Below are 24,561 nucleotides of genomic sequence, written 5' to 3'. Positions count from 1 at the left end.
GAAGGCCGACTTTATAGCGGATAAAAATCGGCTTTAAAAGCGATAAAACATCATAAACAAAGAATGTGACAATAGTTAGTCGATAACAATCGACTAACTACAATTGCTCATCCAGCACCTTCGACAGCATGTCGACAAAGAAATCCACACTGCGTTTAGAGGTCACCATTGGCGGCTTGATCTTGAGGATGTTGAGATAATCCCCGGTCGGTTGCATAAAGATCCCCAACTCACGCAGGCGGTCACATAACAACGTGGTCTCTTCCGTGGCCGGCTCCAGTGTGTGGCGATCGCGAACCAGCTCCAGGCCCAGATAGAAGCCGGACCCGTGAACAGCGCCGACCAACGGGTGGCGCTCGATCAGTTGTTCCAGTCGCGCCTTGAAATGCCCGCCGACGACCTGGGCGTTTTCCCACAGCTTTTCTTCCTCCATCACGTCCAGCACCGCCATACCGATGCGGCAACTGACCGGGCTGCCCCCGGACGACGAGAAGAAATACCCCTCGGCCTCCAGCGCTTCGGCGATGTCGCGGCGGGTGATCACCGCGCCCAACGGCTGGCCGTTGCCCATGCCCTTGGCCATGGTGATGATGTCCGGCACCACGCCCTGCTCTTCAAAGCCCCAGAAGAAGTGGCCCATGCGGCCATAACCCACCTGCACTTCATCGGCGATGCACACGCCGCCCTGAGCGCGCACTAACCCGTACACCTGTTGCAAATAGCCCGGTGGCAGGGAAATACCGCCCGCATTGCCATACACCGGCTCACAAATGAAACCGGCCAATTGGCGCCCGCTGGCGGCGATTTTCGCCAGGTTGTGTTCCACGCTTCGCACATAGTCCGGTGCACTGTCCTGCCCGCGAAATTCGCCACGATAGGTATTCGGTGCCGTCACCGGGTGTACCCAATCCGGGCGACTGCTCAACGCTTGCGGGTTGTCGGCAATCGAGGTGGACACCGCATCCGCCGCCACCGACCAGCCGTGGTAGGCCTCAAGTACGCTAAGCATGTCGCGCCCGCCGCTGTAGGCCCACGCCAGGCGAATCGCCAGGTCATTGGCCTCGGTGCCGCTGTTGACCAGAAACACCCGGTCCATGCCCTCTGGGGCCAGCGCCAGCAAGCGCTCGGAAAACTCTGCGATGGCCGCGTAATGAAAACGCGAGTTGGTATTGAGCAACGACCACTGCCGCGCCGCCACCGCCGCCATGCGCGGGTGGCCGTGGCCCAGCACCGCCACGTTGTTGAGCATGTCGAGGTAGGAGCGGCCCTGCATATCGATCAGGTGGTTGCGCCAGCCGCGCTCGATGCGTGGCGGGTCGACGTAATAGTGTTTCTGCGAGCGCGCGTAACTGGCATCACGTCGCGCCAGCAGGGCCTCGGGGTCCAACTCGGGCTCGGCATCGCAGGCCAGACCCAGCAGTTGCGCAGGCGACGGGCACAGCGCCTGCCAGGCGTGTGCCCTGGAGGGCGTGCAGAACAGCGGCGGCTCAAGGTCAGCGCGGCATAGCTGCACGGTCAACGGTGCATGGACTTCGCCGAGGACTTGGCCTTTCACCAGCGCCGCGTCAGGTTTCAAGGCGGTTTTTACGCCCCATAACCGCACGCTCAAATCAGCAGCCTGCAAGCGCAGCAGGCCGTCGGCGCCGTGGTGCAGCGTCCCGGCAAACGGCGCCTCCAGCACGGTGCCATGGGGCAGATGCAGCTCCACGTGCAGAGGCAGTGTCTCGGGCTCGACGGCACTGTCCACCTGGGTTCGCGACAACCGATATTGCCCGTAACGACTGGCTGCCAACCCATGCACGGCCGCCGCTTCGTCCAGAAGCCGCCGGTCTATGCCGAGTTGTTCCCAATTACCCGCTTCAAAATGCGGGCTGAGTACGCCCAAGTCGATCAGCGCGAACTCACGCCCCACCAGGCCCGGCAGCAAGGGCGCGAAATCCTGGCTGACCAGCGGCGCCAGCGTTTCACCGACGCAGCGCAGAATCGCCGCATCCATCAGCTCAAAGGGCACCGACGTCGCCACGTGGAAGATTTCCCACTCGTGCTCGGCGTTTTTCAACAAGTAAGTGTTATCCGGGTCCAGCCGTTGCTGTTGTTCGCTGCTCAACACCAACACCGCCGCGCGGGCGACGATCAGCGGCCACAGCGCCTGCAACTCCTCGCGCTGTAACGGGGTGACCGCATGGCATGCCTGGATCGCCGGCAGGATGGCAAACGGGTCGCCGTCGGCATGGTGCAGCAGCGCCGCACAGGTCACCGACAGGTCGGCAATACGCCAGGTGTGCACCAGGTCGCCAAAATCAATCACGCCCTGCAATTGCCAGTGGCGCCTGGCATCACGCTGCCAGACCACGTTGTCGTCGGTGATGTCCATGTGCACCGCCTGCCAGGGCAAATGCGGCGCCAGAGGCTGCAGGCGCATCTCGACCTGCTCGGCCACCTGTTCCAGCGCGGCGTGATGGGGCAGGTCTTTCAGGGTCGTCAGCAGGTGCTTGATCAGTTCTTGAGCGTGGCGTGGGTCCCATTGCAGGGTACGGTCCAGGCCCGGGTGCTGGAAGTCAGCCAGCGCAAGGCTCATCTGCCCGCACAGTTGGCCAAAACCCGCGATTACCTCGCGGCCCAGGTGCGGCAGATGGGTCAGGGGCTGGCCGTCGATATAGTCCAGCAGGCGCAGGTGCAGCGTTTGCCCGTCGACCGTCACGGTCAGCAGCTCTTCCCCCGTAAGGGCGCGGACAACCTCAGGCACGCGCACCTTGTCGCGCAGTTCATGCAGCGCGGCGTGCTGGGCCTGCAGTTCGACGGCCGCATAGTCGCCCCGACAGATTTTCAACACAAAGCGGCCACGGTCGCTGTCCACCTTGTAGTTGAGGTCTTGCTGGCTGCCCAACGACTGCAAGGTGCCCGTGAGGCCGTAATGTTGCGCCAGCAACTGGGCGGCCTGATCGGGGCCCACTTGCGGGCAGGGCAGACTGGCACGGTGGATCAACGTGGCGAGCAACATTGGGGCGACCTCGGTTTTTTAGGCGTCTATATCGCCATTGTTCAGGGCCGTTAATCAACCCCTTGCGCTCACCGCGCTTGCACCGGCCCGACGCACAACTCAAGCTATGCTTCTATCGCCCCGTGTCCGTCTAAGGAAAAGGCCCTCGACATGCGCATTCTCATCACCGGCGGTGCCGGATTCATCGGCTCCGCCCTGATCCGTCACCTGATCCAACACACTGAGCACGAAGTGCTCAACCTCGACAAACTCACCTACGCCGGGAACCTGGAGTCGCTGACAAGCATCGCCTCCAACAGCCGCTACGAATTTGTACAGGCCGACATCATCGACCAGGCCGCCGTCAGCGCCTTGCTCGCGCGCTTTGAGCCCCAGGCGATCATGCACCTGGCGGCCGAGTCCCATGTCGACCGCTCCATCGACGGCCCATCGGATTTTATCCAGACCAACATCGTCGGCACCTACAGCCTGCTCGAAGCCACCCGCGCTTACTGGCAGACGCTGGCCGAGCCGGCCAAAAGCGCATTCCGCTTCCACCACATCTCCACGGATGAGGTGTACGGCGACCTGCACGGCGTGGACGACCTGTTCACCGAAACCACTCCCTACGCGCCAAGCTCGCCGTATTCGGCCAGTAAAGCAGCGTCCGACCACCTGGTCCGCGCCTGGCAGCGCACTTACGGCCTGCCGGTGCTGTTGACCAACTGCTCGAACAACTACGGGCCGTTCCACTTCCCCGAAAAGTTGATCCCGCTGGTCATCCTCAACGCCCTCGCGGGCAAGGCGCTGCCGGTTTACGGTGATGGCCTGCAAGTGCGTGACTGGCTGTACGTCGAAGACCACGCCCGCGCGCTGCTCAAAGTCGTCACCGAAGGTGTGGTCGGCGAGACCTACAACATCGGCGGCCACAACGAGCAAAAGAATATCGATGTCGTGCGCGGCATTTGCGGCCTGCTGGAAGAGCTGGCGCCGCAGCGCCCGGCCGGCGTGGAAAAATTCACCGACCTGATCACCTTCGTCAAGGATCGCCCGGGCCACGACCAGCGCTACGCGATCGATGCCAGCAAGATCGAACGCGAGCTGGGCTGGGTGCCGCAGGAAACCTTCGAAACCGGCCTGCGCAAAACCGTGCAGTGGTACCTCGACAACCTGGAATGGTGCCGCCGCGTGCAAGATGGCAGCTATCAAGGCGAGCGCCTGGGCAACAGCGATCCCAAAGACCTGATCGCGTAAACCAAGGCAACGCGCAGCACAGCTAGGCATAATGCGCCTGTACCCACAGGCGCATGACTCCCATGACTCCATCCCTCCCGCGAAGACCCCGCTGGCGCAGCCTCGCCCTCCTGGCGTTGTGCCTGGCGCCGCTGTTGTGGCCGCTGGAGCACTTGGCCGAGCGCTATTACCGCAGCGAGTTGGCCGGGCAAAACCGCCAGACTCTCGACCTGTACGTCGCCAACCTGTTGGGCACCTTGCATCGCTATGAAGTGCTGCCGCAGATCCTCGGCGATTTGCCTGCCCTGCGCGTCGCGCTGGACGCGCCGCATGTCAGCACCAACCTCACCAATGCCAACTTGCTGCTCAAGGACGTCGCCGCCCAGGCCGGGGTGGAAGTGATGTACCTGATGGACACCACCGGCAAGACCCTCGCCGCATCGAATTGGGACAAACAAGACAGTTTTGTCGGCCGCAACTTCTCGTTCCGCCCGTATTTCAGCGAAGCCATGGCCGGGCGCCTGGGGCGGTTTTTCGGCCTGGGTACCACGTCGGCCAAGCGCGGCTACTTCTTCGCCGCCGCCGTACACGACGGCGACAAAGTCATCGGCGTGCTGGTGGTCAAGGTCGACCTGGACCACACCGAAAGCCTGTGGGGCAACACCCCCGAACAACTGCTGGTGACCGACCATAACGGCGTAGTGATCCTCACCTCGCGCCCGCAGTGGCGATTCCGCGCCACCCGGCCGCTGACCGCCGAAGAACGCCAGGCGATCATCGCGATCCAGCCCTACCCGACCCGCGACCCGCAACCACTGGCCCTGAGTTCCACCGCCTGGCTGCGCCAATCCACGGCCATCGCCGAAACCGGCTGGACTGTAGAAATTCTCGCGCCGCGCTCGCTGATCAACCGCCCGGTGCGCACCGTGGTCGCCATCGGTGGCGCCACGTTGCTGGTGGTGATGCTGTTGCTGGGCCTGATCATGCAGCGCCGTCGCCATTATCTGGAGCGCATCGCCTTTGAAGCCAGGGCGCGCCGGGAACTGGAAGCGCGGGTGGTCGAGCGGACCAGTGATCTGGAAGGCCTTAACCGGCGCCTGAAGCAGGAAGTGCTGGAGCGCGAGCACGCCCAGCAGGAGCTGGTGCGCGCCCAGGACGACTTGGTGCAGGCGGGCAAATTGTCGGCGCTGGGCACCATGTCGGCGAGTATCAGCCACGAGCTGAATCAACCGTTGGCGGCGATTCGCAGCTACGCGGAAAACGCCGAAATCCTCCTCGACCACGAACGCACCAGTGATGCGCGCGGCAACCTCAAGCTGATCAGCGAGCTGACCGGGCGCATGGCCTCGATCATTGCGCACCTGCGCGCCTTCGCCCGCCGCGACCGGCATGCGCCGGAAAGTGTGGCCCTGCAGCCGGCGCTGGACGATTCGCTGGCGCTGCTGGCCAAGCGGCGGCGGTCGATGGAAGTCGAGCTGATCCGCGACTTGCCGGAGGCGACGCTCTGGGTACAGGCGGGCGAAACCCGTCTGCGCCAGGTACTCGGTAACCTGCTGGCCAATGCCCTCGACGCCCTTACCGAAAAAGGCCCGCCGCGCAAACTCTGGCTGAGTGCCCAAACCACCGAACAAGGCGTCAACCTCTACATTCGCGACAACGGCCCGGGCTTTTGCATGGAAGCCCTGGGCCGCGCGAGTGAGCCGTTTTACACCACCAAGACCCGCACCCAGGGCCTCGGGCTGGGCCTGGCGATCTGTGACACCTTGATGCGTGCCTTCGGCGGCGAACTGCTGTTTGCCAACAGCAAGGAAGGCGGCGCGCTGTTAACCCTGAAATTGCGTGCCGGCTCGCCGGGCGTCAGTCTGCAACCGTCCGAGGACCGCAGTGTATGAGTATCGATAACGGGATTCAGGTGGTGTTGATCGACGACGATCCGCACCTGCGTCAGGCCCTGTGCCAGACCCTGGACCTGGCCGGGCTGAAAGTGCTGACCCTGGGCGAAGCCAGCGGCCTCACCGCGCGCCTGTCGCGGGACTGGCCGGGGGTGGTGGTCAGCGACATCCGCATGCCCGGCATGGACGGCCTGGAACTGCTCGCCGAACTGCACGGCCAGGACCCGGAACTGCCGGTGCTGCTGATCACCGGCCACGGCGACGTGCCGCTGGCGGTGCAGGCGATGCGCGCCGGCGCGTATGACTTCCTCGAAAAGCCCTTCGCCAGCGACGCCCTGCTCGACAGCGTACGCCGCGCCCTGGCCCTGCGCCGCCTGGTGCTGGACAACCGCAGCCTGCGCCTGGCCCTTAGCGACCGTCAGCAATTGAGTACACGCCTGGTTGGCCACTCACCACAGATGTTGCGCCTGCGCGAGCAGATCGGCGCACTGGCCGCGACTCGCGCCGACGTGCTGATTCTCGGCGAAACCGGCGCGGGCAAAGAAGTCGTCGCCCGCGCGCTGCACGATTTGTCGAGCCGGCGCAGCGGGCCGTTTGTGGCGATCAACGCAGGCGCACTGGCTGAATCGGTGGTGGAGAGCGAGCTGTTCGGCCATGAGCCCGGCGCATTCACCGGCGCGCAGAAACGCCGCATCGGCAAGTTCGAATTCGCCAACGGCGGCACGCTATTCCTGGATGAAATCGAAAGCATGAGCCTGGACGTGCAGGTCAAGCTGTTGCGCCTGTTGCAGGAGCGCGTGGTGGAACGCCTGGGCGGCAATCAGTTGATCCCGCTGGATATCCGCATTATCGCGGCCACCAAGGAAGACCTGCGCCAGTCCGCCGACCAGGGGCGTTTTCGTGCCGACTTGTATTACCGCCTCAACGTGGCGCCGCTGCGCATTCCGCCGCTGCGCGAGCGGGGTGAAGATGCGTTGATGCTGTTCCAGCACTTTGCCGACGAAGCCAGCAGCCGTCACGGCCTGCCGCTGCATGAGCTGCAACCCGGCCAGCGCGCGTTGCTGTTGCGCCACAGCTGGCCGGGCAATGTGCGCGAATTGCAGAACGCCGCCGAGCGCTTTGCGCTGGGCCTGGAACTGGCGCTGGATAACACACCGGACAATCCTGCCGCCGGGGTGCTGACCTCCACGCCGGGTGGGTTGAGCGAACAGGTCGAGCAGTTCGAAAAAAGCCTGATTGCTGCCGAACTCACCCGCCCCCACAGCTCTGTGCGCAGCCTCGCCGAAGCCCTCGGCGTACCGCGCAAAACCCTGCACGACAAACTGCGCAAGCACGGCCTGAACTTCGCCGACAGCGGCAACCACGGCGCAGACGACGAATGACCCACCCCACCCGCCAAGAGGCCGCCATGAGCCGCGACAGCCGTTACCTGGAATCCGTCCTTCACCACGACATCCCCCTCACCCGGGAAATGGGCCTCAAGGTGCTCGACTGGGAACACGGGCAACTGCAACTGCACCTGCCCTTGCAGCCCAACATCAACCACAAGAGCACCCTGTTCGGCGGCAGCCTCTACTGTGGTGCGGTGCTGGCAGGTTGGGGCTGGCTGCATTTGCAGTTGCGCGAAGAAGGGATTGAAGACGGGCATATCGTGATTCAGGAGGGGCAGATCAGTTACCCGCTGCCCGTCACCCGGGACGCGACCGTGATTTGCCGGGCGCCGGAGGAGAAGGTGTGGAAGCGGTTTGTGGCGACCTACAAGCGCTATGGCCGGGCGCGGTTGACGCTGGACACGTGGATTGTGAATGAGGGCAGTGAGGACAAGGCCGTGACCTTTACCGGCCAGTACGTCCTGCACCGCTAAAACCTACAACACAAAACAACTGTGGGAGCTGGCTTGCCTGCGATAGCGGTAGATCAGTCACAAAAGCTGTGACTGTCAGACCGCCATCGCAGGCAAGCCAGCTCCCACATTGAATCCAAGCCAGGCTCAGGATCGGGCCAGGCTCAGCAACCGCTCACGCCATGCTGCCTTCGCCGGCAACGCCAAAAAGAACGGGTTCAACAACGATGCCCGCGCGGGGTAGCTGAACGGCTCGCCGCTCAATTCCAACACTTCACCGCCCGCACCTTCCAGCACGCCTTGAGCCGCCGCCGTATCCCATTGTGAAGTAGGTGCCAGGCGCGGATAGCAATCGGCGCTGCCCTCGGCCAACAGGCAAAACTTCAACGAGCTGCCGATATTCGCCAGTTTCAGCTCACCCAAACCCGCGCTCAACCCGTCCAGCAAACGTTCCTGCTCAGGGCTGGTGTGCCGACGGCTGGCGACCACGGTAAAGGCTTCACCGGCGGCCGGCGTCTGGCGCACCTGAATCTGCTTGGGCGCCTCACTCACGTCCGAACGCCAGGCGCCCAGACCGGCACCGCCGAAGTAGCAACGGCCGCTGGTAGGCATCGACACCACGCCAAACACCACACGACCCTGCTCGATCAGCGCAATGTTGACGGTAAATTCTTCACTGCCGGAAATAAATTCCTTGGTGCCATCCAGCGGGTCCACCAGCCACCAGCGCTGCCAGCCGGCGCGCACGCTCTGGTCGATATCGGCGTCTTCTTCGGACAACACGGGAATGCTCGGGTCAAGCGCCGTCAGCCCGGCGAGAATCAGATGGTGAGCAGCAAGGTCCGCCGCCGTCACCGGCGAGTCGTCAGCCTTGGACGTCACCGCCACATCGGCACGCCAGTACGGCAGGATCACCTCACCGGCCTGGCGAGCCAGTTCAATCACAGGGGCAATAAACGGGTGACCTAAAAACAGTTCGCTCATGCGTTAAACGCTCCTCGTTGGGTCAGCAGGTCTCGTACCAGGTACAGCGCGGCCAGCGCACGGCCTTCACTGAACTGCTCGTTTTGCGCCAGTTGCGACAGCTCGCGCAGGTTTACCCTGTCTACACGCATCGGCTCGGGTTCATCGCCTTCCAGGCGTTCTTCATACAGATCAGTGGCCAGCACCACTTGAATTTTCTGGCTCATGTAGCCCGGCGACAGCGACAGTTCGGTGATGTGCTCCAACTGCCGCGCGCCATAACCGGCCTCCTCCTTGAGCTCGCGGTCTGCCGCCGCCAGCACGTCTTCGCCGGGTTCGATCAGGCCCTTGGGCAACGACAATTCATATTCGTCGGTGCCGCCGCAATACTCTTCCACCAACAACGCGTGATCGTCATCGATCATCGCCACGATCATCACTGCGCCGTAACCGGCACCGCGGCCCACCAGGCGCTCGTAGGTCCGTTCAACGCCATTGGAAAAGCGCAATTGCACTTCCTCCACGCGGAACAAACGGCTACTGGCGACTATTTCGCGGGCGAGGACGGTGGGTTTCTGGCGCATAAGCGGCTCCTTGGCGTGATCGGGTTACTATACCGTGGCTTTTCCGATTGTCTGTGTCGGATATCTTTACTTACATGAGAACCGCCCATGCCCTCTTTGCCCTGGCACGCCATCGACACCGTCCTGCTGGACATGGACGGCACCTTGCTCGACCTGCATTTCGACAACCACTTCTGGATGGAGCACCTGCCCCAGCGTTACGCCGAACTGCACGGCGTGAGCCGGGCCATGGCCGAGATGGAGTTGCAGCCGCTGTTCGAGCGTAATGCCGGCCAATTGCAATGGTATTGCCTGGATTTCTGGAGCACGGAGTTGAACATTCCGGTGCGCGAACTCAAGCTGGAAACCGCCCACCTGATCGCCCTGCGCCCGGACGCCGACACCTTTCTGGCGGCGATCAAAAAGGCCGGCAAGCGTGTGATCCTGATTACCAACGCGCATCGTGACTCGCTGTCGTTGAAGCTGGAACGCATTGAGCTGGCGCCGTACTTCGAACGGTTGATCAGCTCCCACGACTACGGTTTTCCCAAGGAAAACCCGCAGTTCTGGAATGCCTTGCAAGCCGACATCCACTTCGACCCGGCCCGTAGTCTGTTTATTGATGACACGTTACCGATCCTGCGCAGTGCGCGGGATTTTGGTGTTGGGCATTTGCTGGCGGTGAAAGAGCCGGACAGCAAAAAGGGGCCAAAAGACACGGCGGAGTTTGCAGCGGTAGATGATTACCGCGATTTGATTGCCGGACTCTGAACTGATGTAAACACAGACTCATGTGGGAGCCGGGCTTGCCCGCGATGCAGACACCTCGATTCATCAAATACACCGAGGTGATGCTATCGCAGGCAAGCCAGCTCCCACAGAAGCCAACTCACACAGGCTTTAAGGTGTATTACTCAGGAATACGCAGCGTCTGCCCTGGGTAAATTTTATTCACATCTTTGAGCAGCGGCTTGTTGGCCTCAAAGATTTTGTTGTACTTGTTGGCATCGCCATACACCGTTTTAGAGATCGCGCTCAGGGTATCTCCGCTTTTCACCACGACAAACCGAGAAGCCACCACCACTGGACCGGAAACGGTAATCTGGTCGTCCACACTGGCCACACCGACGATATTACCCGCCGCCAGAATGATTTTTTCCTTCTCTTCCTGGCTGGCGACTTCACCGGTGATCGTCACCTTGTCACCGTCGACGGTGGCATGAACGTTCGGGTTGCCCAGCCCGACGGCTTCGATATGTTTTTTCAACTCATCGCCAGCATTTGCATTTCCCGGCGTCAGCAGGTCAATCAACTTCTCGCCTGCTTCCTTAACAAAGCTTAAAAGACTCATGGTGCACTCTCCTTGGGGTTTAAGTTCCAGATGACAAAGACTAGACCAGTCCTACAGAACCGGGTTCCAGCCCGACCAAAGACCCAAACGCGCTAGAATCCTGCCCCATCGGTATAAGCCTGGAGCGAAGATGGACATCAAGCAGCTGAAATTCCTCATCGCCCTCGACGAGACACGTCACTTCGGCCAGGCGGCGGCGCGTTGCCATATCACCCAGCCAACCCTGTCGATGCGCCTGCGCAACCTGGAAGAAGAGCTTGATCTTCCCTTGGTCAATCGCGGCCAGCGCTTTGAAGGGTTTACCGCACCGGGCGAGCGGGTATTGGCTTGGGCCCGCACCGTGTTGGCGGCCTATGACGGCTTGCTGGCCGAGGCGGCGGCCTGTCGCGGCAATTTGGTAGGTACGTTGCGCCTGGGTGTGGTGCCGTTATCGAGCTTTGACCCCTTGGCGTTGATGCAGCAGTTGCATAAAGAGCATCCGAGCCTGCGCTTTGAGCTCTCGGCACTCAGCTCCGAGCAAATCCTTGAGCAACTTGCGAGCAACCGCCTGGACCTCGGCGTTTCTTATCTGGAGCGCTTGGACAACGAGCGTTTCGACTCGCTGGCCTTGGGCGAAACCCGCATGGGACTGCTCTACGACCAGCGGTTTTTCAGCTTCGGCGACACGCCGTTGAGTTGGGAGGCGTTGATCGAACTGCCGCTGGGCATGCTCACCGGCGGCATGCACTTTCGCCAATCCATCGACCACAACTTCCACAGCCGGGGCCTTAACCCGCAACCGCTGCTGCAAACCGATGCGGTCCATCAATTGTTACAAGCCGTGCACGGCGGCTTGTGCTGCGCGGTGATGCCGTTGGACGGCGGGCTCGATGCCTTGACCGAGCACCTGCGCCTGCAACCCATAGAAGACGCCCACACGCTGGCGCGCTTGGGGCTGATCATGCGCCGCAGCGCACCGCGTTCGGCATTGGCAGAGGCGTGTTTCGCGCTGTTTCAAAAATCGCAGAAAGCGTCTTGATCGACGCCATCTATCGATAGATCAGTACTGGCAATTAGACGCGACCCTTTGTCGCGCCTAGTCTAAACACTGATCAATCCGTCGGTGGTACTGCCCCATGAACGCCAAGCGCCCAGTCTGCGCGGCGCCCGCCCCTGAAGTGCCCGCGCCCACCGCCAGCCAGACCTATCAGTATTGCAACCTCGAACACACCGAAGTCGCCAGCACCGCGTTGGCGGAGGAAGTGGCGTTGGCGATTGCCTACAACGATATCAGTCAGGCCGTGATGCTCGTAACGCCGACGGATCTTGAAGACTTTATTGTCGGTTTCAGCATTGGCAGCGGCATTATCGCCGACGTTAGCGACATTTATGACCTGAAACTCAGCGGCTCAGGCTCTGCCCAGTACGCTCAGGTGCAGATTTCCAGCCGCGCGTTCTGGAACCTCAAACAGCAACGCCGCCAACTCGCAGGCACCAGCGGCTGCGGTTTGTGCGGCGTAGAAGCCGTGGAACAAGCATTGCCTGACCTGCAAGTGCTACCGGGCGCGCCTTTGCCGCCAGTCGAATGGCTCGATGGACTGCGTCAACGCATCAGCGCGTTTCAGCCGCTGGGCCAGTACAGCGGCGCGGTGCATGCGGCCGTGTTCATGAACGGCCAGGGCGAATTGCTGATGGGGCGTGAAGACATCGGCCGGCATAACGCGCTGGATAAATTGATCGGCGCGCTGATCCGCCAAAAAATTCCGACCGACGGCGGCCTGGCGATTGTTACCAGCCGCTGCAGCCTCGAATTGATTCAGAAAGTATTGCGCGCAGGCATCCAGACCCTGGTCAGCCTGTCGTCGCCCACCGGCCTCGCCCTGCAATGGGCCCGCCGGCATAACCTCAATCTCATCCACCTGCCGCAGAAAAGTGCGCCGCGGGTCTACAGCCCTGCGATGGAGAACCAGCCATGAGCCAGCACCACCAAGCCGACCAAACCCCAACCCCGCGTTACAAGCCTTATAAAGGCCCGGCGGGCGGCTGGGGCGCACTGATCAGCGTGGCGCAAGCATGGCTGACCAGCGACAACGCGCTGAAAAACCTGCGCATGATGCTTAAGACCAACCAGAACGGCGGCTTCGACTGCCCGGGCTGTGCCTGGGGTGATTCGCCGGAAAGCGGCATGGTCAAGTTCTGCGAAAACGGCGCCAAGGCGGTGAACTGGGAAGCCACCAAGCGCCGCGTCGACGCGGCCTTTTTCGCCAAGCACAGCGTCACCGCGCTGCTCGAGCAAAGCGACTACTGGCTGGAATACCAAGGCCGACTGACCGAGCCAATGCGCTACGACGCCGAGACTGACCGCTATAAAGCTATCAGTTGGGAATCGGCGTTTGACCTGGTCGGCAAACACCTCAATGCACTGCCAAGCCCGGACATGGCCGAGTTCTATACCTCGGGTCGTGCCAGCAACGAAGCGGCGTACCTGTATCAGCTGTTTGTGCGCGCCTACGGCACCAACAATTTCCCCGACTGCTCGAACATGTGCCACGAAGCCAGCGGCGTCGCCTTGGCGCAAAGTGTGGGCGTCGGCAAAGGCACCGTGACCTTTGATGACTTCGAACACGCCGATGCAATTTTCGTCTGGGGCCAGAACCCCGGCACCAACCACCCGCGCATGCTTGAACCGCTGCGCGAAGCGGTGAAACGCGGCGCCCAGGTGGTGTGCATCAACCCGCTGAAAGAGCGTGGCCTGGAACGCTTCCAGCACCCGCAACACCCGCTGGAAATGCTCACCAACGGCGACAAGCCGACCAACACCGCCTACTTCCGTCCGGCGCTGGGTGGCGACATGGCCATCCTGCGTGGCATGGCGAAATTCCTGCTGCTGTGGGAGCGCCAGGCCCAGGCTGAAGGCACAGAAGCGGTGTTCGACCACGACTTCCTCAACGAACACACGGCCAACGTGCTGGAATACCTTGGCAAGATTGACGACACCTCGTGGGATGAAATCGTCGCGCAATCCGGCTTGACCCTGGTCGAGATCGAGCAAGCGGCGCGCATGTACGCCAAAGGCAAGAACGTGATTATGTGCTGGGCGATGGGCATCACCCAGCACCGCCATTCGGTGCCGACCATCCAGGAAATCGCCAACCTGATGCTGCTGCGCGGCAACATCGGCCGGCCGGGCGCGGGCCTGTGCCCGGTGCGTGGCCACAGCAACGTGCAGGGCGACCGCACGATGGGCATCAACGAGCGCCCACCGGTGGCGTTCCTCGACTCCCTGGAACGTCGCTTCCAGTTCCAGGTGCCGCGCGAGAACGGCCACAACGTGGTCGAAGCGATTCACGCCATGCTCGAAGGCCGCTCCAAGGTGTTTATCGGCCTGGGCGGCAACTTCGCCCAAGCCACGCCAGACAGCCCGCGCACCTTCGAAGCCCTGCGCAACTGCGACCTGACCGTGCAGATCAGCACCAAGCTCAACCGCAGCCACCTGATGCACGGCAAAGACGCGCTGATCCTGCCGTGCCTGGGCCGTACCGACATCGATATCCAGGCCGACGGCCCGCAAGCGGTGACGGTGGAAGACTCGTTCAGCATGGTCCACGGCTCCAATGGCCAACTGCAGCCGCTGTCCAAACTCATGAAGTCCGAGCCTGCCATCCTGGCCGGCATTGCCGCCGCCACCCTGGGCAGCAAGCCGGTGGACTGGAACTGGCTGGTGGCCGACTACGGGCGCATTCGCGACCTGATCGCCGACACCATCCCGGGTTTCAAAGACTTCAACGAGAAGATCAAAAACCCGGGTGGTTTCTACCTGGGCAACTCGGCCGGTGCACGCCGCTGGAATACGCCATCGGGGCGCGCCAACTTCCGTCCGAACATCTTGCCCAAAGACTTGATCCACGAACGCACTCACGCCACGGGCCGGGTGCCGGACCTGATCATGCAGTCGATGCGCTCTCACGATCAGTACAACACCACCATTTATGGCCTCGATGATCGCTATCGCGGCGTGAAAGGCCAGCGTGACGTGCTGTTCGTCAACGAAGCCGACATTATTCGCCTGGGTTTCAAGCCGGGGCAGAAGGCCGACATCGTGTCGCTGTGGGAAGACGGCCGTGAGCGCCGCGTGAAGGGCTTTACCTTGCTGGCGTTTGATATTCCGGCGGGTCAGGCTGCGGCGTACTACCCGGAGGTGAACCCGCTGGTGCCGCTGGAGAGCACCGGGGATGGCAGCCATACGCCGACGTCGAAGTTCGTGGCGATTCGTTTGGAAGCGGCGAGTGACACTGGGCTGATCATGGCGCGCTCTGCCTGACTGGCTTCAATTGTGGCGAGCGGGCTTGCCCGCGTTGGGCTGCGAAGCAGCCCCAATACAGTCACCGCATTCTTTCAGTCATAACGCACTGCCTGCACCAGGGGCCGCTTCGCGGCCCAACGCGGGCAAGCCCGCTCGCCACAAAAGCTCGCCAGGCCAGCATTAACCATGCACAAAAAAGGCCGCTTTTGCATAAAAGCGGCCGTTCCGAAGTAGTTAAAGACTCGCAAAAACCACTTAAGTTCCCTATACAAAACAGTAACTTATCAAATTGTATACAACTGCTGCCACCGGTCGGATTTCGATTGTCAGCGTCTCGATACAACCTCAGGATCGCGCCGTCATCCTCTTGAGGTTTCCCTATGAAGTTCTCCTCGATTCTCTTGTTGTCCCTTGGCCTGGTCAGTGGCGCAGCCATGGCCGGTGGCACCACCGAAGCCGGTGTGGGCGGCGCATTGGGCGGGGTACTTGGTTCAGTTGTGGGCCAGCAGATCGGCGGTAACACCGGTTCGGCCATCGGCGCAGCCTTGGGCGGCGCGGGCGGTAGTGCGGTCGGCGCCGACAAACGCAGCCGTGGCGAAGCCGCTATTGGCGGCGCACTCGGCGCGGCCGGCGGCAACGTAGTGGGTCGCAGTGTCGGCGGTAACACCGGCAGCCTGATCGGCGCAGCCGCCGGCGGTGGCGCGGGTGGCGCACTGGGCAATTACATGGGCAACAAAAGCGATGACGACGACCGTCGCTACCGAGGCCGCGACAACCGCCGTTATGACCGTGATGACCATCATGGGCGCGGGCATGCTTATGGGCATCGCAAGAACAAGCATCACTACCGTCATCACCGCTAATCTCTCGATCTAAAGCCCGAAGCAAATCCCTGTGGGAGCTGGCTTGCCTGCGATAGCGGAGTGTCAGGCAACAGTTTTAAACCTGACTCGCCGCTATCGCAGGCAAGCCAGCTCCCACATTTGATTTCTATGGGTCCAGCGGTCTTTGTCAGACCACCAACCGCTGCAACGCCTCGCGCAGCCTTTCAGGAATCGTCACCGGCTGGTTCGACGCGCGATCCACAAACACATGCACAAACATCCCCGCCGCGCAGGCGTCTTCCTCGCCCGCCTTGAATACCGCCAACTCATACTGCACCGAGCTGTTACCCAACTTGCCCACCCGCAGGCCGATTTCTATGCGATCCGGAAAAGCGATCGACGCAAAGTAGTCACACGCCGAACTCACCACAAACCCCACCACTTCGCCGTCATGAATATCCAGCCCGCCCTCTTCAATCAGGTAGGTATTCACCGCCGTGTCGAAAAAGCTGTAGTACGTCACGTTGTTCACATGGCCATACACATCATTGTCGTGCCAGCGCGTGATGATCGGCTGAAAGTGTCGGTAATCGGCGCGCAAGGGCATTGAGTCAGGCATGTGCAGGTCTCGTGAAAGTGAGTTTAGAGATCATTCAGATGGGCCTCGGCCCACTCGCGTACCTCGGCGTACGGGTAGTCTTCCAGCGCAGCAAAACCCGAAATACCCCGCGCTTTCAGCTTGGTAAACAGCGGCACGCTGATGCCGCCCAGGAAGCGCGTCAGTCGCTCCGAGCCTGGTAAATCCCCAGTGGCTTCATGATGCCTGTGGATAAAATCGCCGCACAGTCCCATAAAGTTTTTATCCACAAGCGGCGGCAAACTCGGTGGCTGCGGCAGATGCGCAACGTGGCCGTGGCATACCGAGCAATGCCCGCAACGCTCGGGGGCATTTTCATCGCCGAAGTACTGGGCCAAACGCTGGCCCAAGCAATGCTCAGTGGCGAAAAGGTCGAGCATGGCGTGAATCCGCGCCACCTCCGTCACCTCATGGTTTTTGAAGCCTGTGTATAACTCGGCGCTCAACACCTGTGGATCAAAGGCGGTGTCCAGCAGGCTGTAGACCTCGGTCATCTGCTTGCTTTCCAGCTCGATCAGGCCCTGCTCCTGGAAGTAATCCAGCGCCTTCACCACCCGGCTGCGCCCAGCATTGTGCTGTTGATACAGCGCATCGAAATCCACTGTCGCCCAGGTTCTGGCGCGCGTGCACACCTGGATAATCGCTGCGACAAACTGCTGGCGCTCGCCGGAAAATCGCGCCAGCAACACCTCTGGCTCAATCAGGTATTTGAAGCGGTATTCAGCATAGAACGCATAGCGCGGCGCGATTACGCCCTTGAGTTCCAACTGCACCAACAGCGTTTTCAGCGGCAGCTCGCGGATGTTGCTGTGGTCCGACAGTGACCTCAGCAAAAACTCCCACTGCCCCTCGGTTCGCGCCGCCTGCAACTCCTCCAGCACACGGCGAATGCCCTCCTGCTCCGGCGTGTCGCCATACACAAAGTTTTCCAGCACGTTCAGGCTGTCGCGATTGGCCAGCACCAGGCAGTCAGACGGCTGCCCATCACGCCCGGCGCGGCCGATTTCCTGGCTGTAGTTCTCGATGGATTTGGGCAGGTCAAAGTGCACCACATTGCGGATATCACTCTTGTCGATGCCCATGCCAAACGCGATGGTGGCGACAATGCAATTGGAGCGCCCGCCCATGAAACGCTGCTGGATACCTTCGCGTTTATCGTGGGGTAACCCGGCGTGATAGGCCTCGGCCTGGATGCCGTTTCGATTCAAATGCTCGGCAATTTGCTCAGCGGTTTTTTGCAGCGTGACGTAGACGATGCTCGGCTGATTAGCCCGTTCTTTCATCCACTCCACCAGACGCCGGCGCTTATCCGCACCGGCCACCGGCTCCACCAACAAATTGAGATTGGCGCGGTAGAAGCCAGTGGTAACCACATCATCAGGCGCAATCGCGAACTTGGCCTGCATGTCGGCAATCACCGCTGGCGTGGCTGTAGCCGTCAGCAGCAACGCCTGTGGGATATTGAACTGACGCTGGTAGTCCGGAAGTTTCAAGTAGTCCGGCCGAAAGTTATGGCCCCACTCGGAAATACAGTGCGCCTCGTCTACCACCAGCAGCGAGATATGCACACTCTGCAGAAAATTTCGGAAGCGCTCGTTCTTCAAACGCTCCACGGAAATCATCAGGATCTTCAGCTCGCCCGAACGTGCGCGGGCCATCACGTCATTGGCGTCTTCGCGACTTTGCGCCGAATCGATGCTGCCCGCCGAAATGCCGTGGCGTTTCAAAAAACCGAGCTGGTCCTGCATCAACGCCAACAACGGCGAAACCACCAGCGTCAGGTGCGGCAGCAACACCGCCGACAGCTGATAACACAGGGACTTGCCCGACCCGGTAGGGAAAATGGCGGCCGCCGAACGACCCGCCAGCACCGCGCTGACGACGTCTTCCTGGCCCAAACGAAACTGTGGATAACCAAAGACCTGCTGGAGGGTGTCGTGCATAAGCTGTCACTCCATTGACCGCTGAGTTGGCTCAAAAACATAGCCCGGAACACTCAGCGAATCGAGAAAGGTCGCAAGGAAATAAGAGACAGGATGATACACAGGCTGAGGGATGGCCTAGGGCCGATGTGGGATTGTTCAGACGATTTCGTGAGATGAATACAATGCAATTGTGGGAGCTGGCTTGCCTGCGATGGCGGAGTGTCAGTCGATAGATTGCTGACTGACACTCCGCCATCGCAGGCAAGCCAGCTCCCACATTTTTTAGTTCTGGGTCACTGCTAAACTATGAGTTCTGCGTTCAATTTATATCCAGTCTGCGAGCTAAGCATTGCGCTAAAGTCGAGCATTGCAACCCAGGAGTACGCGGTAATGAGCGAACCGACGTTTGAGCAAAAACAGGATCACTACCATAAGATCCGCCTATCCAATTACCTCGCCAGCCTACGCCTGGAAGGGTTCGATACCCAACCCGACGACGTCGATCACCCCCTGCCGACCCGCGAAGCCGTTCTCGCCAAGTACCAGTCCCGCGTGACACCTCTCACTGAAAGTGACTGATCGTTCCTCACGCTCCGCGTGGGAATGCCGCCTGGGACGCTCCGCGTCCCGCCATCCGCGCACGGTTCAAGACCCCGGCGCTGGTGACGCAGAGCGTCACGGCATGCATTCCCACGCGGGAGCGTGGGAACGATCCGAGAAACCAGTACGCGCTTGATAAAACCGCCACTCGGTAAACCATCTGTTTATTGCTCCAAATTACGCTCACTTCTAAGGTTCGCCCCGTCGCTGCCAACTCAGCGACCGGGTTTGGTCACTCGAAAACAGCACACATAAGTGCCACTACATGCCTTGCGAACGTCTATCGTCTCGTAAAGCACTGCTATGGCGGCTGTGTGTGGGACGTCCTCGGACGTGCCGGATTGCTGTTTCCGGCTGGCCAACCTGCGCACAGTCCGCCACCCACCGTTTGGCCACGGTGGTGTCGGTTACCTAACAGCAAACCGAGTACCTTCAAATGCAGATCCCTGAAACGAACCGTCGCTATCGCCTTCTACGCACCAACTTCACCGACACCCACCCGCTCGTCATCGACACCGAAGCCACCGCCGAAGACATCCAGTGCGCCGCACACCAGCGCATCCGCGCCGCCACCGACTTACTGGAAACCTTCACCTGCCTGACCTACGAACACGCCGACCTCAAAGACATCTCCCACATCATCAATGCCCTGTACTTGCTCGTGCAGGATGGCTGCGACTTGCTGGAAGCTGCGCAGCACGTGCAGCTGCAACCGGCAGTCGATAACCCAACACATCCAAACCAGCCACACAGCTAAAATTGTGGGAGCTGGCTTGCCTGCGATGGCGTCCTTTCAGGCTGTATTTCTGTACCTGAACGACTGCCATCGCGGGCAAGCCCGCTCCCACATTTGCCCGGTTTTCTTCCACAAATCCTGGCCAACCTTGAATTGCAGGAAACTCCCGTAGGAAAACGTCAAACACAGCGTCATACCCTTCCCAAACTGCTTAAAACACCTGCCCTACCCACTACATATTTCACCTTCGCCTGCCTGAAACTAGTGTTCTCTCAATGCATGTCTACACGGACGAGACTTAGTCATATGGCCCTGTATCTTCAATCCGCCTTTTTTCTACTGATGTATTTGCTGCTGCATTATCAAATCAAAGCCCCCCGGTTCAGACAACGCATCGCAATCACCTGTCTCGCCACAGGGCTAACGATGACTTGCCTGCTGCCCGACGTGGCAATCATCCTCAGAATGCCTTTATTGCCTGTCTTCATATTCTTGATAGGCTTGGCACTCTTGATCACCCGCAGCAAATACCGCAGACAACGCAACCCTCACCCACTTCCGCGTGCCCCGACCATGAACCTGGCCCCCAATTTCCCCGAAGACCCCGTGATGCAGCAGCTTCTGCAATTGCTGCACGAAGAAATCGGATTGCCGAAACACAAAACCATTCGTCTCGACACCTCGCTCAACTTCGACTTGGGCTGCGACGGCGCCGAGGCCAAGCAATTTATGGATGCGCTGGAGCAGGATTTTGCGATCGACCTGGGCGATTACGATGCTTATCGCTACTTTAAGCCGCCGGTGTTTGATGTGTTTCTGAAGCGTCGCGCCAAGGGCCGTGGTGATAAAGTCCCGCTGACGATTGGCATGCTGTATCTGGCGATCAAAACCCATAGCTGGGATACGCAGACGCTGGAAAACCTAAGCTAACCCCAAGAACACTGAGATCCAAATGTGGGAGCTGGCTTGCCTGCGATAACATCACCTCGGCAGGACTGATTCACCGAGGTACCTGCATCGCGGGCAAGCTCAGCTCCCACATCGAATTCGCGGTAATCTGGCGAGCCGCGCACAAAACAACAAGGACCGTACATGGACGTAACAATGGGCCTGCTGGCCGCTCTGCTCTGGGGCGGCACGGACTTTCTCGTGGGCCTTAATGCCCGCGCCGTCGGCGTGAAACGTGCGGTGTATTTCGGCCAAGCCCTCGGTTTTTTGATCATGACCCTGCTGCTGGTCATCTTCCCGACCTTCCTGTTCAAATCCCTCGATGCGCCGTTGAGCGTCTGGCTACTGGGCATCGCCGCTGCCCTGCTCACCGTCTCCGGCGCCCTCGCGCTGTCCAAGGCCTTCGCGTTGGGCAAAGCCGCGATCGTAGCGCCGCTGGTGACGTCCTACGGCGTGGTCACCACTTTGCTGTCGTGGGCCAGCGGTGAATACATCAGCTTGCTTCAACTGGGCTGTATCGGAGTGTGTGTCATCGGCGTGTCCCTCTCCAGCCTTCATAAGGACAACGGCGTTCCCCACAACAACCCGCGGCAGTCCATCGCTTACGCCATGCTCGCCGCAGTGCTGTACGGCACCAGCTTCTGGCTGCAAGGCCGCTACACATTGCCCGCCCTGGGTCCAATCACCATGCTGTGGCTGGGTTATCTGGTGGGCCTGTGCGTGCTGGTGGTGATGGTGCTGAAGATAAAGGACGGCCTGAAAATACCGCCACTGAAAAACTGTGCAACGTTGACCGGCGCGAGCGTGATGAACCTGGGCGGTTTCTCGGCGTTTTCGTGGGGCGCAATGGCGGGGTCTGTTTCGGTGGTGACGGTGATCAGTACATTGTCGGGCGGGATTGCAGCGATTTTAGGCTTCGTGTTTTTCAAGGAACGGTTGTCGGCAGTGCAAGTGTTGGGGGTCGTGTTGGTGTTGGTGGGCGCAGTGGTTTTGCACATCGCCGACTAACCCTTCGCGCACAAAAAAGCCGCCCCCAAAGGGCGGCTTTTTCACAACAACCGAATCTTACAACTTAGGACCGGCAGCCTTGATCGCATCACTCACTTCAAACTTCTTGAAGTTCTCGATGAACAGACCGGCCAGCGCCTTCGCTGCTTCATCGTACGCAGCCTTGTCGGCCCAGGTGTTACGTGGGTTCAACAGGCCTGTATCCACGCCCGGTACGGCCAATGGCACGTCGAGGTTGATGGTGTCGAGGTGTTCGGTTTCAGCACCGATCAACGCGCCGCTCTGGATCGCTGCGATGACGCCGCGAGTGGTCGGGATGTTGAAGCGTTTGCCGACGCCGTAGCCGCCGCCGGTCCAGCCGGTGTTGACCAGGTAGACCTTGGAGCCGAAGCCGCGCACGCGCTTGATCAGCAGCTCGGCGTATTCACCGGCCGGGCGTGGGAAGAATGGCGCGCCGAAGCAAGTGGAGAAGGTCGACTTGATGCCGCTGCCGGAACCCATTTCAGTCGAACCCACCAGAGCGGTGTAGCCGGACAGGAAGTGGTAGGCGGCTTGTTCTTCGCTGAGGATCGAGACAGGCGGCAGTACGCCGGTCAGGTCGCAGGTCAGGAAGATCACAGCGTTTGGCTCGCCACCCAGGTTCTGCTCGGAACGCTTGGCAACGTGCTCCAGCGGGTACGCGGCGCGGCTGTTCTGAGTCAGGCTGACGTTGGTGTAGTCGGCGTGCTTGGCATCGTCGATCACCACGTTTTCGAGCACGGTGCCGTGCTTGATGGCTTTCCAGATGACCGGCTCGTTCTTCTCGGAGAGGTCGATGCACTTGGCATAGCAACCGCCTTCGATGTTGAACACCACGCCTTCGCCCCAGCCGTGTTCGTCGTCACCGATCAGGTAACGGCTTTCGTCGGCCGACAGGGTGGTTTTGCCAGTGCCCGACAGACCGAAGAACAGGGTCACGTCGCCGGCTTCGCCGATGTTAGCGGCGCAGTGCATTGGCAGTACATCGGCCGCCGGCAGCAGGAAGTTCTGCACGGAGAACATGGCTTTTTTCATCTCACCGGCATAACGCATGCCGGCGATCAGCACTTTTTTCTGTGCGAAGTTGAGGATCACGCAACCGTCGGAGTTGGTGCCGTCACGCTCTGGCACGCACTCGAAGTTAGCCACGTTGAGCACCTGCCACTCATCACGACCGGCCGGGTTGTACTGGGCCGGGTTGATGAACAGGCAACGACCGAACAGGTTCTGCCAGGCAGTCTGGGTGGTCATTTTCACAGCCAGGTAGTGGTCTTCGGCAGCCCCTACGTGAACGTGGGAAACGAAGTGCTCTTGCGCGTTATTGAATGCCTCTACGCGAGCCCACAGAGCGTCGAACTTGTCGGCCGGGAACTTGCGGTTGATCGGGCCCCAGGCGATTGCGTCCTGGGTGGAAGGCTCTTCAACGATGAAACGGTCGACCGGCGAACGGCCAGTACGGTGACCGGTTTCGACGACCAGCGCGCCAGTATCGGCGAGCACGCCTTCACCACGCTGCAGGGCTTCTTTAACCAGATCGTCAACACTCAGATCGGTGTATACGGCGTTGTTGGCTTGCGTCATGAGGTTCCCCGTCGGCCTATGGCCGAGTGCTCCAAACGTTTTGTAGTAGAAAGTTGCGCACTACTACCGCGAAAAAAGTGGGCCGGATTATGCCAGAAAAGCCCAAAAAGAGTAGGGCCCTCCCGTCAGAACTGCGCTAATCCGGCGTTCGTCAGGTGATTTACCTGTGCTTAAACGTTTTAGTGGCGGGTGTCGGAAGGGGTGTCGATGCCTGCTCCGGCGAACAATTGGGCTACATCAGCGGCGTCGAACAGGTAGCGCTGGTTGCAGAACTGGCAGTCGATCTCGATATTGCCGCCGTGCTCCACTACCAAATTCTGCGCGTCTTCCAGGCCCAGGCTGACCAAGGCATTGGCCGAGCGCTCACGCGAGCAGCTGCAACGGAAGCGCAGGCCCTGTTCGTCGAACAGGCGCACGGCTTCTTCGTGGTAGAGGCGGTGCAGGATGGTTTCGTTGTCCAGGCCCAGCAGCTCTTCAGCGGTCAGGGTACCGGCCAGTGCGGTCAGCTTGCGCCAGCTGTCAGTGCGCTCGTCATCATCCTTGATGCGGTCGGCCGGCAGTTGCTGCAACAGCAGGCCACGGGCGCGCTTGCCGTCGGCGTTGAGCCAGAACTTGGTGCCGACTTGCTGGGACATTACGAAATAGTTGGTGAAGCAGTCCGACAGGGTTTCGCCATCGAGGTCGACGATGCCCTGGTAACGCTGGCCTTCAGTCGGGTCGACGGTGATCGCCAGCACGCCGTTGGCCATCAGGTCGGAGAGGGTCGCGTCCGGCGCGATCAGGTCAGCGTCGTAACGCGCCAGGCCACGGATTTCGCGCTCGCTGGAGCACTCGATCATCAGCATCGGGATCGGCCCTTCGGAACGCGCCTGCAGGATCAGCAAACCATCGAATTTCATGGTGCCCACCAGCAACGCCGCCGCCGCCATCAGCTCACCGAGCAGTTGCGCGACCGGCTCCGGATAGGGGTGCTTGGCGAGGACTTCGGCGTAACTGCGCTCCAGCGAGACCAGTTCGCCGCGGGCGTCGTTCTCGTCGAAGATGAAGCGTTGGGTGAAGTCGGTATCCGGTAGATCAGTCATAGGTCTGGGTATCTGAATTGATGACAAGTTGGTGACGAGCTTTATAGAATTAAACGCTTTAGCACCATTTTGGTGCAGATTTCTAAAGTGATGAG

At 60.6% G+C, this 24,561-nt stretch carries 21 protein-coding genes; 13 read left to right on the top strand and 8 right to left on the bottom strand.

Features of this window, described 5'->3' with window-relative positions:
- Window positions 1-97 precede the first annotated feature (97 nt).
- Window positions 98-3,001: an aminotransferase gene (locus tag BFW87_RS12965; protein ID WP_078740201.1), complete on the bottom strand. Its 2,904-nt coding sequence runs from the start codon at window positions 2,999-3,001 to the stop codon at window positions 98-100.
- 150 nt (window positions 3,002-3,151) lie between these two features.
- Between BFW87_RS12965 and rfbB the strand changes: the two genes are divergently transcribed.
- The 4 genes from rfbB (at window position 3,152) to BFW87_RS12945 (ending at window position 7,969) form a co-directional block, all read left to right on the top strand.
- Complete coding sequence (rfbB, locus tag BFW87_RS12960) at window positions 3,152-4,234, top strand: dTDP-glucose 4,6-dehydratase (protein ID WP_078740200.1); 1,083 nt, start codon at window positions 3,152-3,154, stop codon at window positions 4,232-4,234.
- A gap of 62 nt (window positions 4,235-4,296) precedes the next feature.
- A complete protein-coding gene (locus tag BFW87_RS12955; RefSeq protein WP_078740199.1) occupies window positions 4,297-6,105 on the top strand; it encodes a sensor histidine kinase in 1,809 nt (602 codons plus the stop codon).
- The gene (locus BFW87_RS12950) at window positions 6,102-7,487 is read left to right on the top strand and encodes a sigma-54-dependent transcriptional regulator (protein ID WP_078740198.1); all 1,386 of its coding nucleotides are present in this window, start codon (window positions 6,102-6,104) and stop codon (window positions 7,485-7,487) included. Before BFW87_RS12955 ends, BFW87_RS12950 begins: the two co-directional genes overlap by 4 nt.
- A 26-nt stretch (window positions 7,488-7,513) precedes the next feature.
- Window positions 7,514-7,969: a thioesterase domain-containing protein gene (locus BFW87_RS12945; protein ID WP_078740197.1), complete on the top strand. Its 456-nt coding sequence runs from the start codon at window positions 7,514-7,516 to the stop codon at window positions 7,967-7,969.
- Window positions 7,970-8,095: 126 nt separating this feature from the next.
- Here BFW87_RS12945 and cysQ read toward each other — a convergent pair whose 3' ends face one another.
- Window positions 8,096-8,932 carry a 3'(2'),5'-bisphosphate nucleotidase CysQ gene (gene cysQ, locus BFW87_RS12940; RefSeq protein ID WP_078740196.1) on the bottom strand — a complete coding sequence of 279 codons (837 nt, stop codon included), beginning with the start codon at window positions 8,930-8,932 and terminating at the stop codon, window positions 8,096-8,098.
- On the bottom strand, window positions 8,929-9,495 hold the full coding sequence (gene nudE, locus BFW87_RS12935; protein ID WP_078740195.1) for an ADP compounds hydrolase NudE: 567 nt from the start codon (window positions 9,493-9,495) through the stop codon (window positions 8,929-8,931). Before nudE ends, cysQ begins: the two co-directional genes overlap by 4 nt.
- Before the next feature lie 87 nt (window positions 9,496-9,582).
- Here nudE and yrfG point away from each other — a divergent pair, with 87 nt between their 5' ends.
- A complete protein-coding gene (gene yrfG / locus BFW87_RS12930) occupies window positions 9,583-10,245 on the top strand; it encodes a GMP/IMP nucleotidase (protein ID WP_078740194.1) in 663 nt (220 codons plus the stop codon).
- Window positions 10,246-10,384: 139 nt separating this feature from the next.
- On the opposite strand, the gene lysM is transcribed toward yrfG, so the two are convergent.
- Entirely contained in the window at window positions 10,385-10,825 is a 441-nt protein-coding gene (lysM, locus tag BFW87_RS12925) for a peptidoglycan-binding protein LysM (protein ID WP_078740193.1), read from the bottom strand.
- A 130-nt stretch (window positions 10,826-10,955) separates the two neighbouring features.
- Here lysM and BFW87_RS12920 point away from each other — a divergent pair, with 130 nt between their 5' ends.
- The 4 genes from BFW87_RS12920 to BFW87_RS12905 all read left to right on the top strand — a co-directional run bounded on the left by BFW87_RS12920 (window position 10,956) and on the right by BFW87_RS12905 (window position 15,970).
- Complete coding sequence (locus BFW87_RS12920; RefSeq protein WP_078740192.1) at window positions 10,956-11,843, top strand: LysR family transcriptional regulator; 888 nt, start codon at window positions 10,956-10,958, stop codon at window positions 11,841-11,843.
- A 97-nt stretch (window positions 11,844-11,940) separates the two neighbouring features.
- The gene (fdhD, locus tag BFW87_RS12915; RefSeq protein WP_078740191.1) at window positions 11,941-12,780 is read left to right on the top strand and encodes a formate dehydrogenase accessory sulfurtransferase FdhD; all 840 of its coding nucleotides are present in this window, start codon (window positions 11,941-11,943) and stop codon (window positions 12,778-12,780) included.
- Window positions 12,777-15,125, top strand: coding sequence for an FdhF/YdeP family oxidoreductase (locus tag BFW87_RS12910; RefSeq protein ID WP_078740190.1), 2,349 nt, complete (start codon window positions 12,777-12,779; stop codon window positions 15,123-15,125). The genes fdhD and BFW87_RS12910 overlap by 4 nt, the downstream gene beginning before the upstream one ends.
- Window positions 15,126-15,487: 362 nt before the next feature.
- Window positions 15,488-15,970 carry a glycine zipper domain-containing protein gene (locus tag BFW87_RS12905; RefSeq protein WP_078740189.1) on the top strand — a complete coding sequence of 161 codons (483 nt, stop codon included), beginning with the start codon at window positions 15,488-15,490 and terminating at the stop codon, window positions 15,968-15,970.
- 148 nt (window positions 15,971-16,118) lie between these two features.
- Here BFW87_RS12905 and BFW87_RS12900 read toward each other — a convergent pair whose 3' ends face one another.
- Window positions 16,119-16,550: an acyl-CoA thioesterase gene (locus BFW87_RS12900; protein WP_078740188.1), complete on the bottom strand. Its 432-nt coding sequence runs from the start codon at window positions 16,548-16,550 to the stop codon at window positions 16,119-16,121.
- A 23-nt stretch (window positions 16,551-16,573) separates the two neighbouring features.
- Window positions 16,574-18,511, bottom strand: a complete 1,938-nt coding sequence (locus tag BFW87_RS12895; RefSeq protein WP_078740187.1) for a RecQ family ATP-dependent DNA helicase — start codon at window positions 18,509-18,511, stop codon at window positions 16,574-16,576.
- 372 nt (window positions 18,512-18,883) lie between these two features.
- Here BFW87_RS12895 and BFW87_RS12890 point away from each other — a divergent pair, with 372 nt between their 5' ends.
- The 4 genes from BFW87_RS12890 to BFW87_RS12875 all read left to right on the top strand — a co-directional run bounded on the left by BFW87_RS12890 (window position 18,884) and on the right by BFW87_RS12875 (window position 21,785).
- Window positions 18,884-19,072, top strand: a complete 189-nt coding sequence (locus BFW87_RS12890) for a YhfG family protein (protein ID WP_078740186.1) — start codon at window positions 18,884-18,886, stop codon at window positions 19,070-19,072.
- A gap of 457 nt (window positions 19,073-19,529) precedes the next feature.
- The gene (locus tag BFW87_RS12885) at window positions 19,530-19,850 is read left to right on the top strand and encodes a hypothetical protein (RefSeq protein ID WP_078740185.1); all 321 of its coding nucleotides are present in this window, start codon (window positions 19,530-19,532) and stop codon (window positions 19,848-19,850) included.
- A 552-nt stretch (window positions 19,851-20,402) separates the two neighbouring features.
- Window positions 20,403-20,759 (top strand): DUF1493 family protein, encoded by a 357-nt coding sequence (locus BFW87_RS32515; RefSeq protein WP_078740548.1) that lies wholly within the window; start codon window positions 20,403-20,405, stop codon window positions 20,757-20,759.
- Window positions 20,760-20,921: 162 nt separating this feature from the next.
- Window positions 20,922-21,785, top strand: a complete 864-nt coding sequence (locus tag BFW87_RS12875; protein ID WP_254865883.1) for a DMT family transporter — start codon at window positions 20,922-20,924, stop codon at window positions 21,783-21,785.
- Window positions 21,786-21,842: 57 nt separating this feature from the next.
- Here BFW87_RS12875 and BFW87_RS12870 read toward each other — a convergent pair whose 3' ends face one another.
- Window positions 21,843-23,384 carry a phosphoenolpyruvate carboxykinase gene (locus BFW87_RS12870; RefSeq protein ID WP_078740183.1) on the bottom strand — a complete coding sequence of 514 codons (1,542 nt, stop codon included), beginning with the start codon at window positions 23,382-23,384 and terminating at the stop codon, window positions 21,843-21,845.
- A 179-nt stretch (window positions 23,385-23,563) separates the two neighbouring features.
- On the bottom strand, window positions 23,564-24,466 hold the full coding sequence (hslO, locus tag BFW87_RS12865; protein ID WP_078740182.1) for an Hsp33 family molecular chaperone HslO: 903 nt from the start codon (window positions 24,464-24,466) through the stop codon (window positions 23,564-23,566).
- Window positions 24,467-24,561 lie beyond the last annotated feature (95 nt).

Source organism: Pseudomonas fluorescens, from assembly GCF_002022275.1.
GTDB lineage: Bacteria > Pseudomonadota > Gammaproteobacteria > Pseudomonadales > Pseudomonadaceae > Aquipseudomonas > Aquipseudomonas fluorescens_AJ.
The sequence above is the reverse complement of the archived record's forward strand: the minus strand, read 5'-3'. Positions and strand labels throughout refer to the sequence as shown.

Bases quoted from the DNA above. Each gene is read 5' to 3' on its own strand.
- BFW87_RS12965 (WP_078740201.1), bottom strand. From the start codon at position 3,001: ATGTTGCTCGCCACGTTGATCCACCGTGCCAGTCTGCCCTGCCCGCAA.
- rfbB (WP_078740200.1), top strand. From the start codon at position 3,152: ATGCGCATTCTCATCACCGGCGGTGCCGGATTCATCGGCTCCGCCCTG.
- BFW87_RS12955 (WP_078740199.1), top strand. From the start codon at position 4,297: ATGACTCCATCCCTCCCGCGAAGACCCCGCTGGCGCAGCCTCGCCCTC.
- BFW87_RS12950 (WP_078740198.1), top strand. From the start codon at position 6,102: ATGAGTATCGATAACGGGATTCAGGTGGTGTTGATCGACGACGATCCG.
- BFW87_RS12945 (WP_078740197.1), top strand. From the start codon at position 7,514: ATGAGCCGCGACAGCCGTTACCTGGAATCCGTCCTTCACCACGACATC.
- cysQ (WP_078740196.1), bottom strand. From the start codon at position 8,932: ATGAGCGAACTGTTTTTAGGTCACCCGTTTATTGCCCCTGTGATTGAA.
- nudE (WP_078740195.1), bottom strand. From the start codon at position 9,495: ATGCGCCAGAAACCCACCGTCCTCGCCCGCGAAATAGTCGCCAGTAGC.
- yrfG (WP_078740194.1), top strand. From the start codon at position 9,583: ATGCCCTCTTTGCCCTGGCACGCCATCGACACCGTCCTGCTGGACATG.
- lysM (WP_078740193.1), bottom strand. From the start codon at position 10,825: ATGAGTCTTTTAAGCTTTGTTAAGGAAGCAGGCGAGAAGTTGATTGAC.
- BFW87_RS12920 (WP_078740192.1), top strand. From the start codon at position 10,956: ATGGACATCAAGCAGCTGAAATTCCTCATCGCCCTCGACGAGACACGT.
- fdhD (WP_078740191.1), top strand. From the start codon at position 11,941: ATGAACGCCAAGCGCCCAGTCTGCGCGGCGCCCGCCCCTGAAGTGCCC.
- BFW87_RS12910 (WP_078740190.1), top strand. From the start codon at position 12,777: ATGAGCCAGCACCACCAAGCCGACCAAACCCCAACCCCGCGTTACAAG.
- BFW87_RS12905 (WP_078740189.1), top strand. From the start codon at position 15,488: ATGAAGTTCTCCTCGATTCTCTTGTTGTCCCTTGGCCTGGTCAGTGGC.
- BFW87_RS12900 (WP_078740188.1), bottom strand. From the start codon at position 16,550: ATGCCTGACTCAATGCCCTTGCGCGCCGATTACCGACACTTTCAGCCG.
- BFW87_RS12895 (WP_078740187.1), bottom strand. From the start codon at position 18,511: ATGCACGACACCCTCCAGCAGGTCTTTGGTTATCCACAGTTTCGTTTG.
- BFW87_RS12890 (WP_078740186.1), top strand. From the start codon at position 18,884: ATGAGCGAACCGACGTTTGAGCAAAAACAGGATCACTACCATAAGATC.
- BFW87_RS12885 (WP_078740185.1), top strand. From the start codon at position 19,530: ATGCAGATCCCTGAAACGAACCGTCGCTATCGCCTTCTACGCACCAAC.
- BFW87_RS32515 (WP_078740548.1), top strand. From the start codon at position 20,403: ATGAACCTGGCCCCCAATTTCCCCGAAGACCCCGTGATGCAGCAGCTT.
- BFW87_RS12875 (WP_254865883.1), top strand. From the start codon at position 20,922: ATGGACGTAACAATGGGCCTGCTGGCCGCTCTGCTCTGGGGCGGCACG.
- BFW87_RS12870 (WP_078740183.1), bottom strand. From the start codon at position 23,384: ATGACGCAAGCCAACAACGCCGTATACACCGATCTGAGTGTTGACGAT.
- hslO (WP_078740182.1), bottom strand. From the start codon at position 24,466: ATGACTGATCTACCGGATACCGACTTCACCCAACGCTTCATCTTCGAC.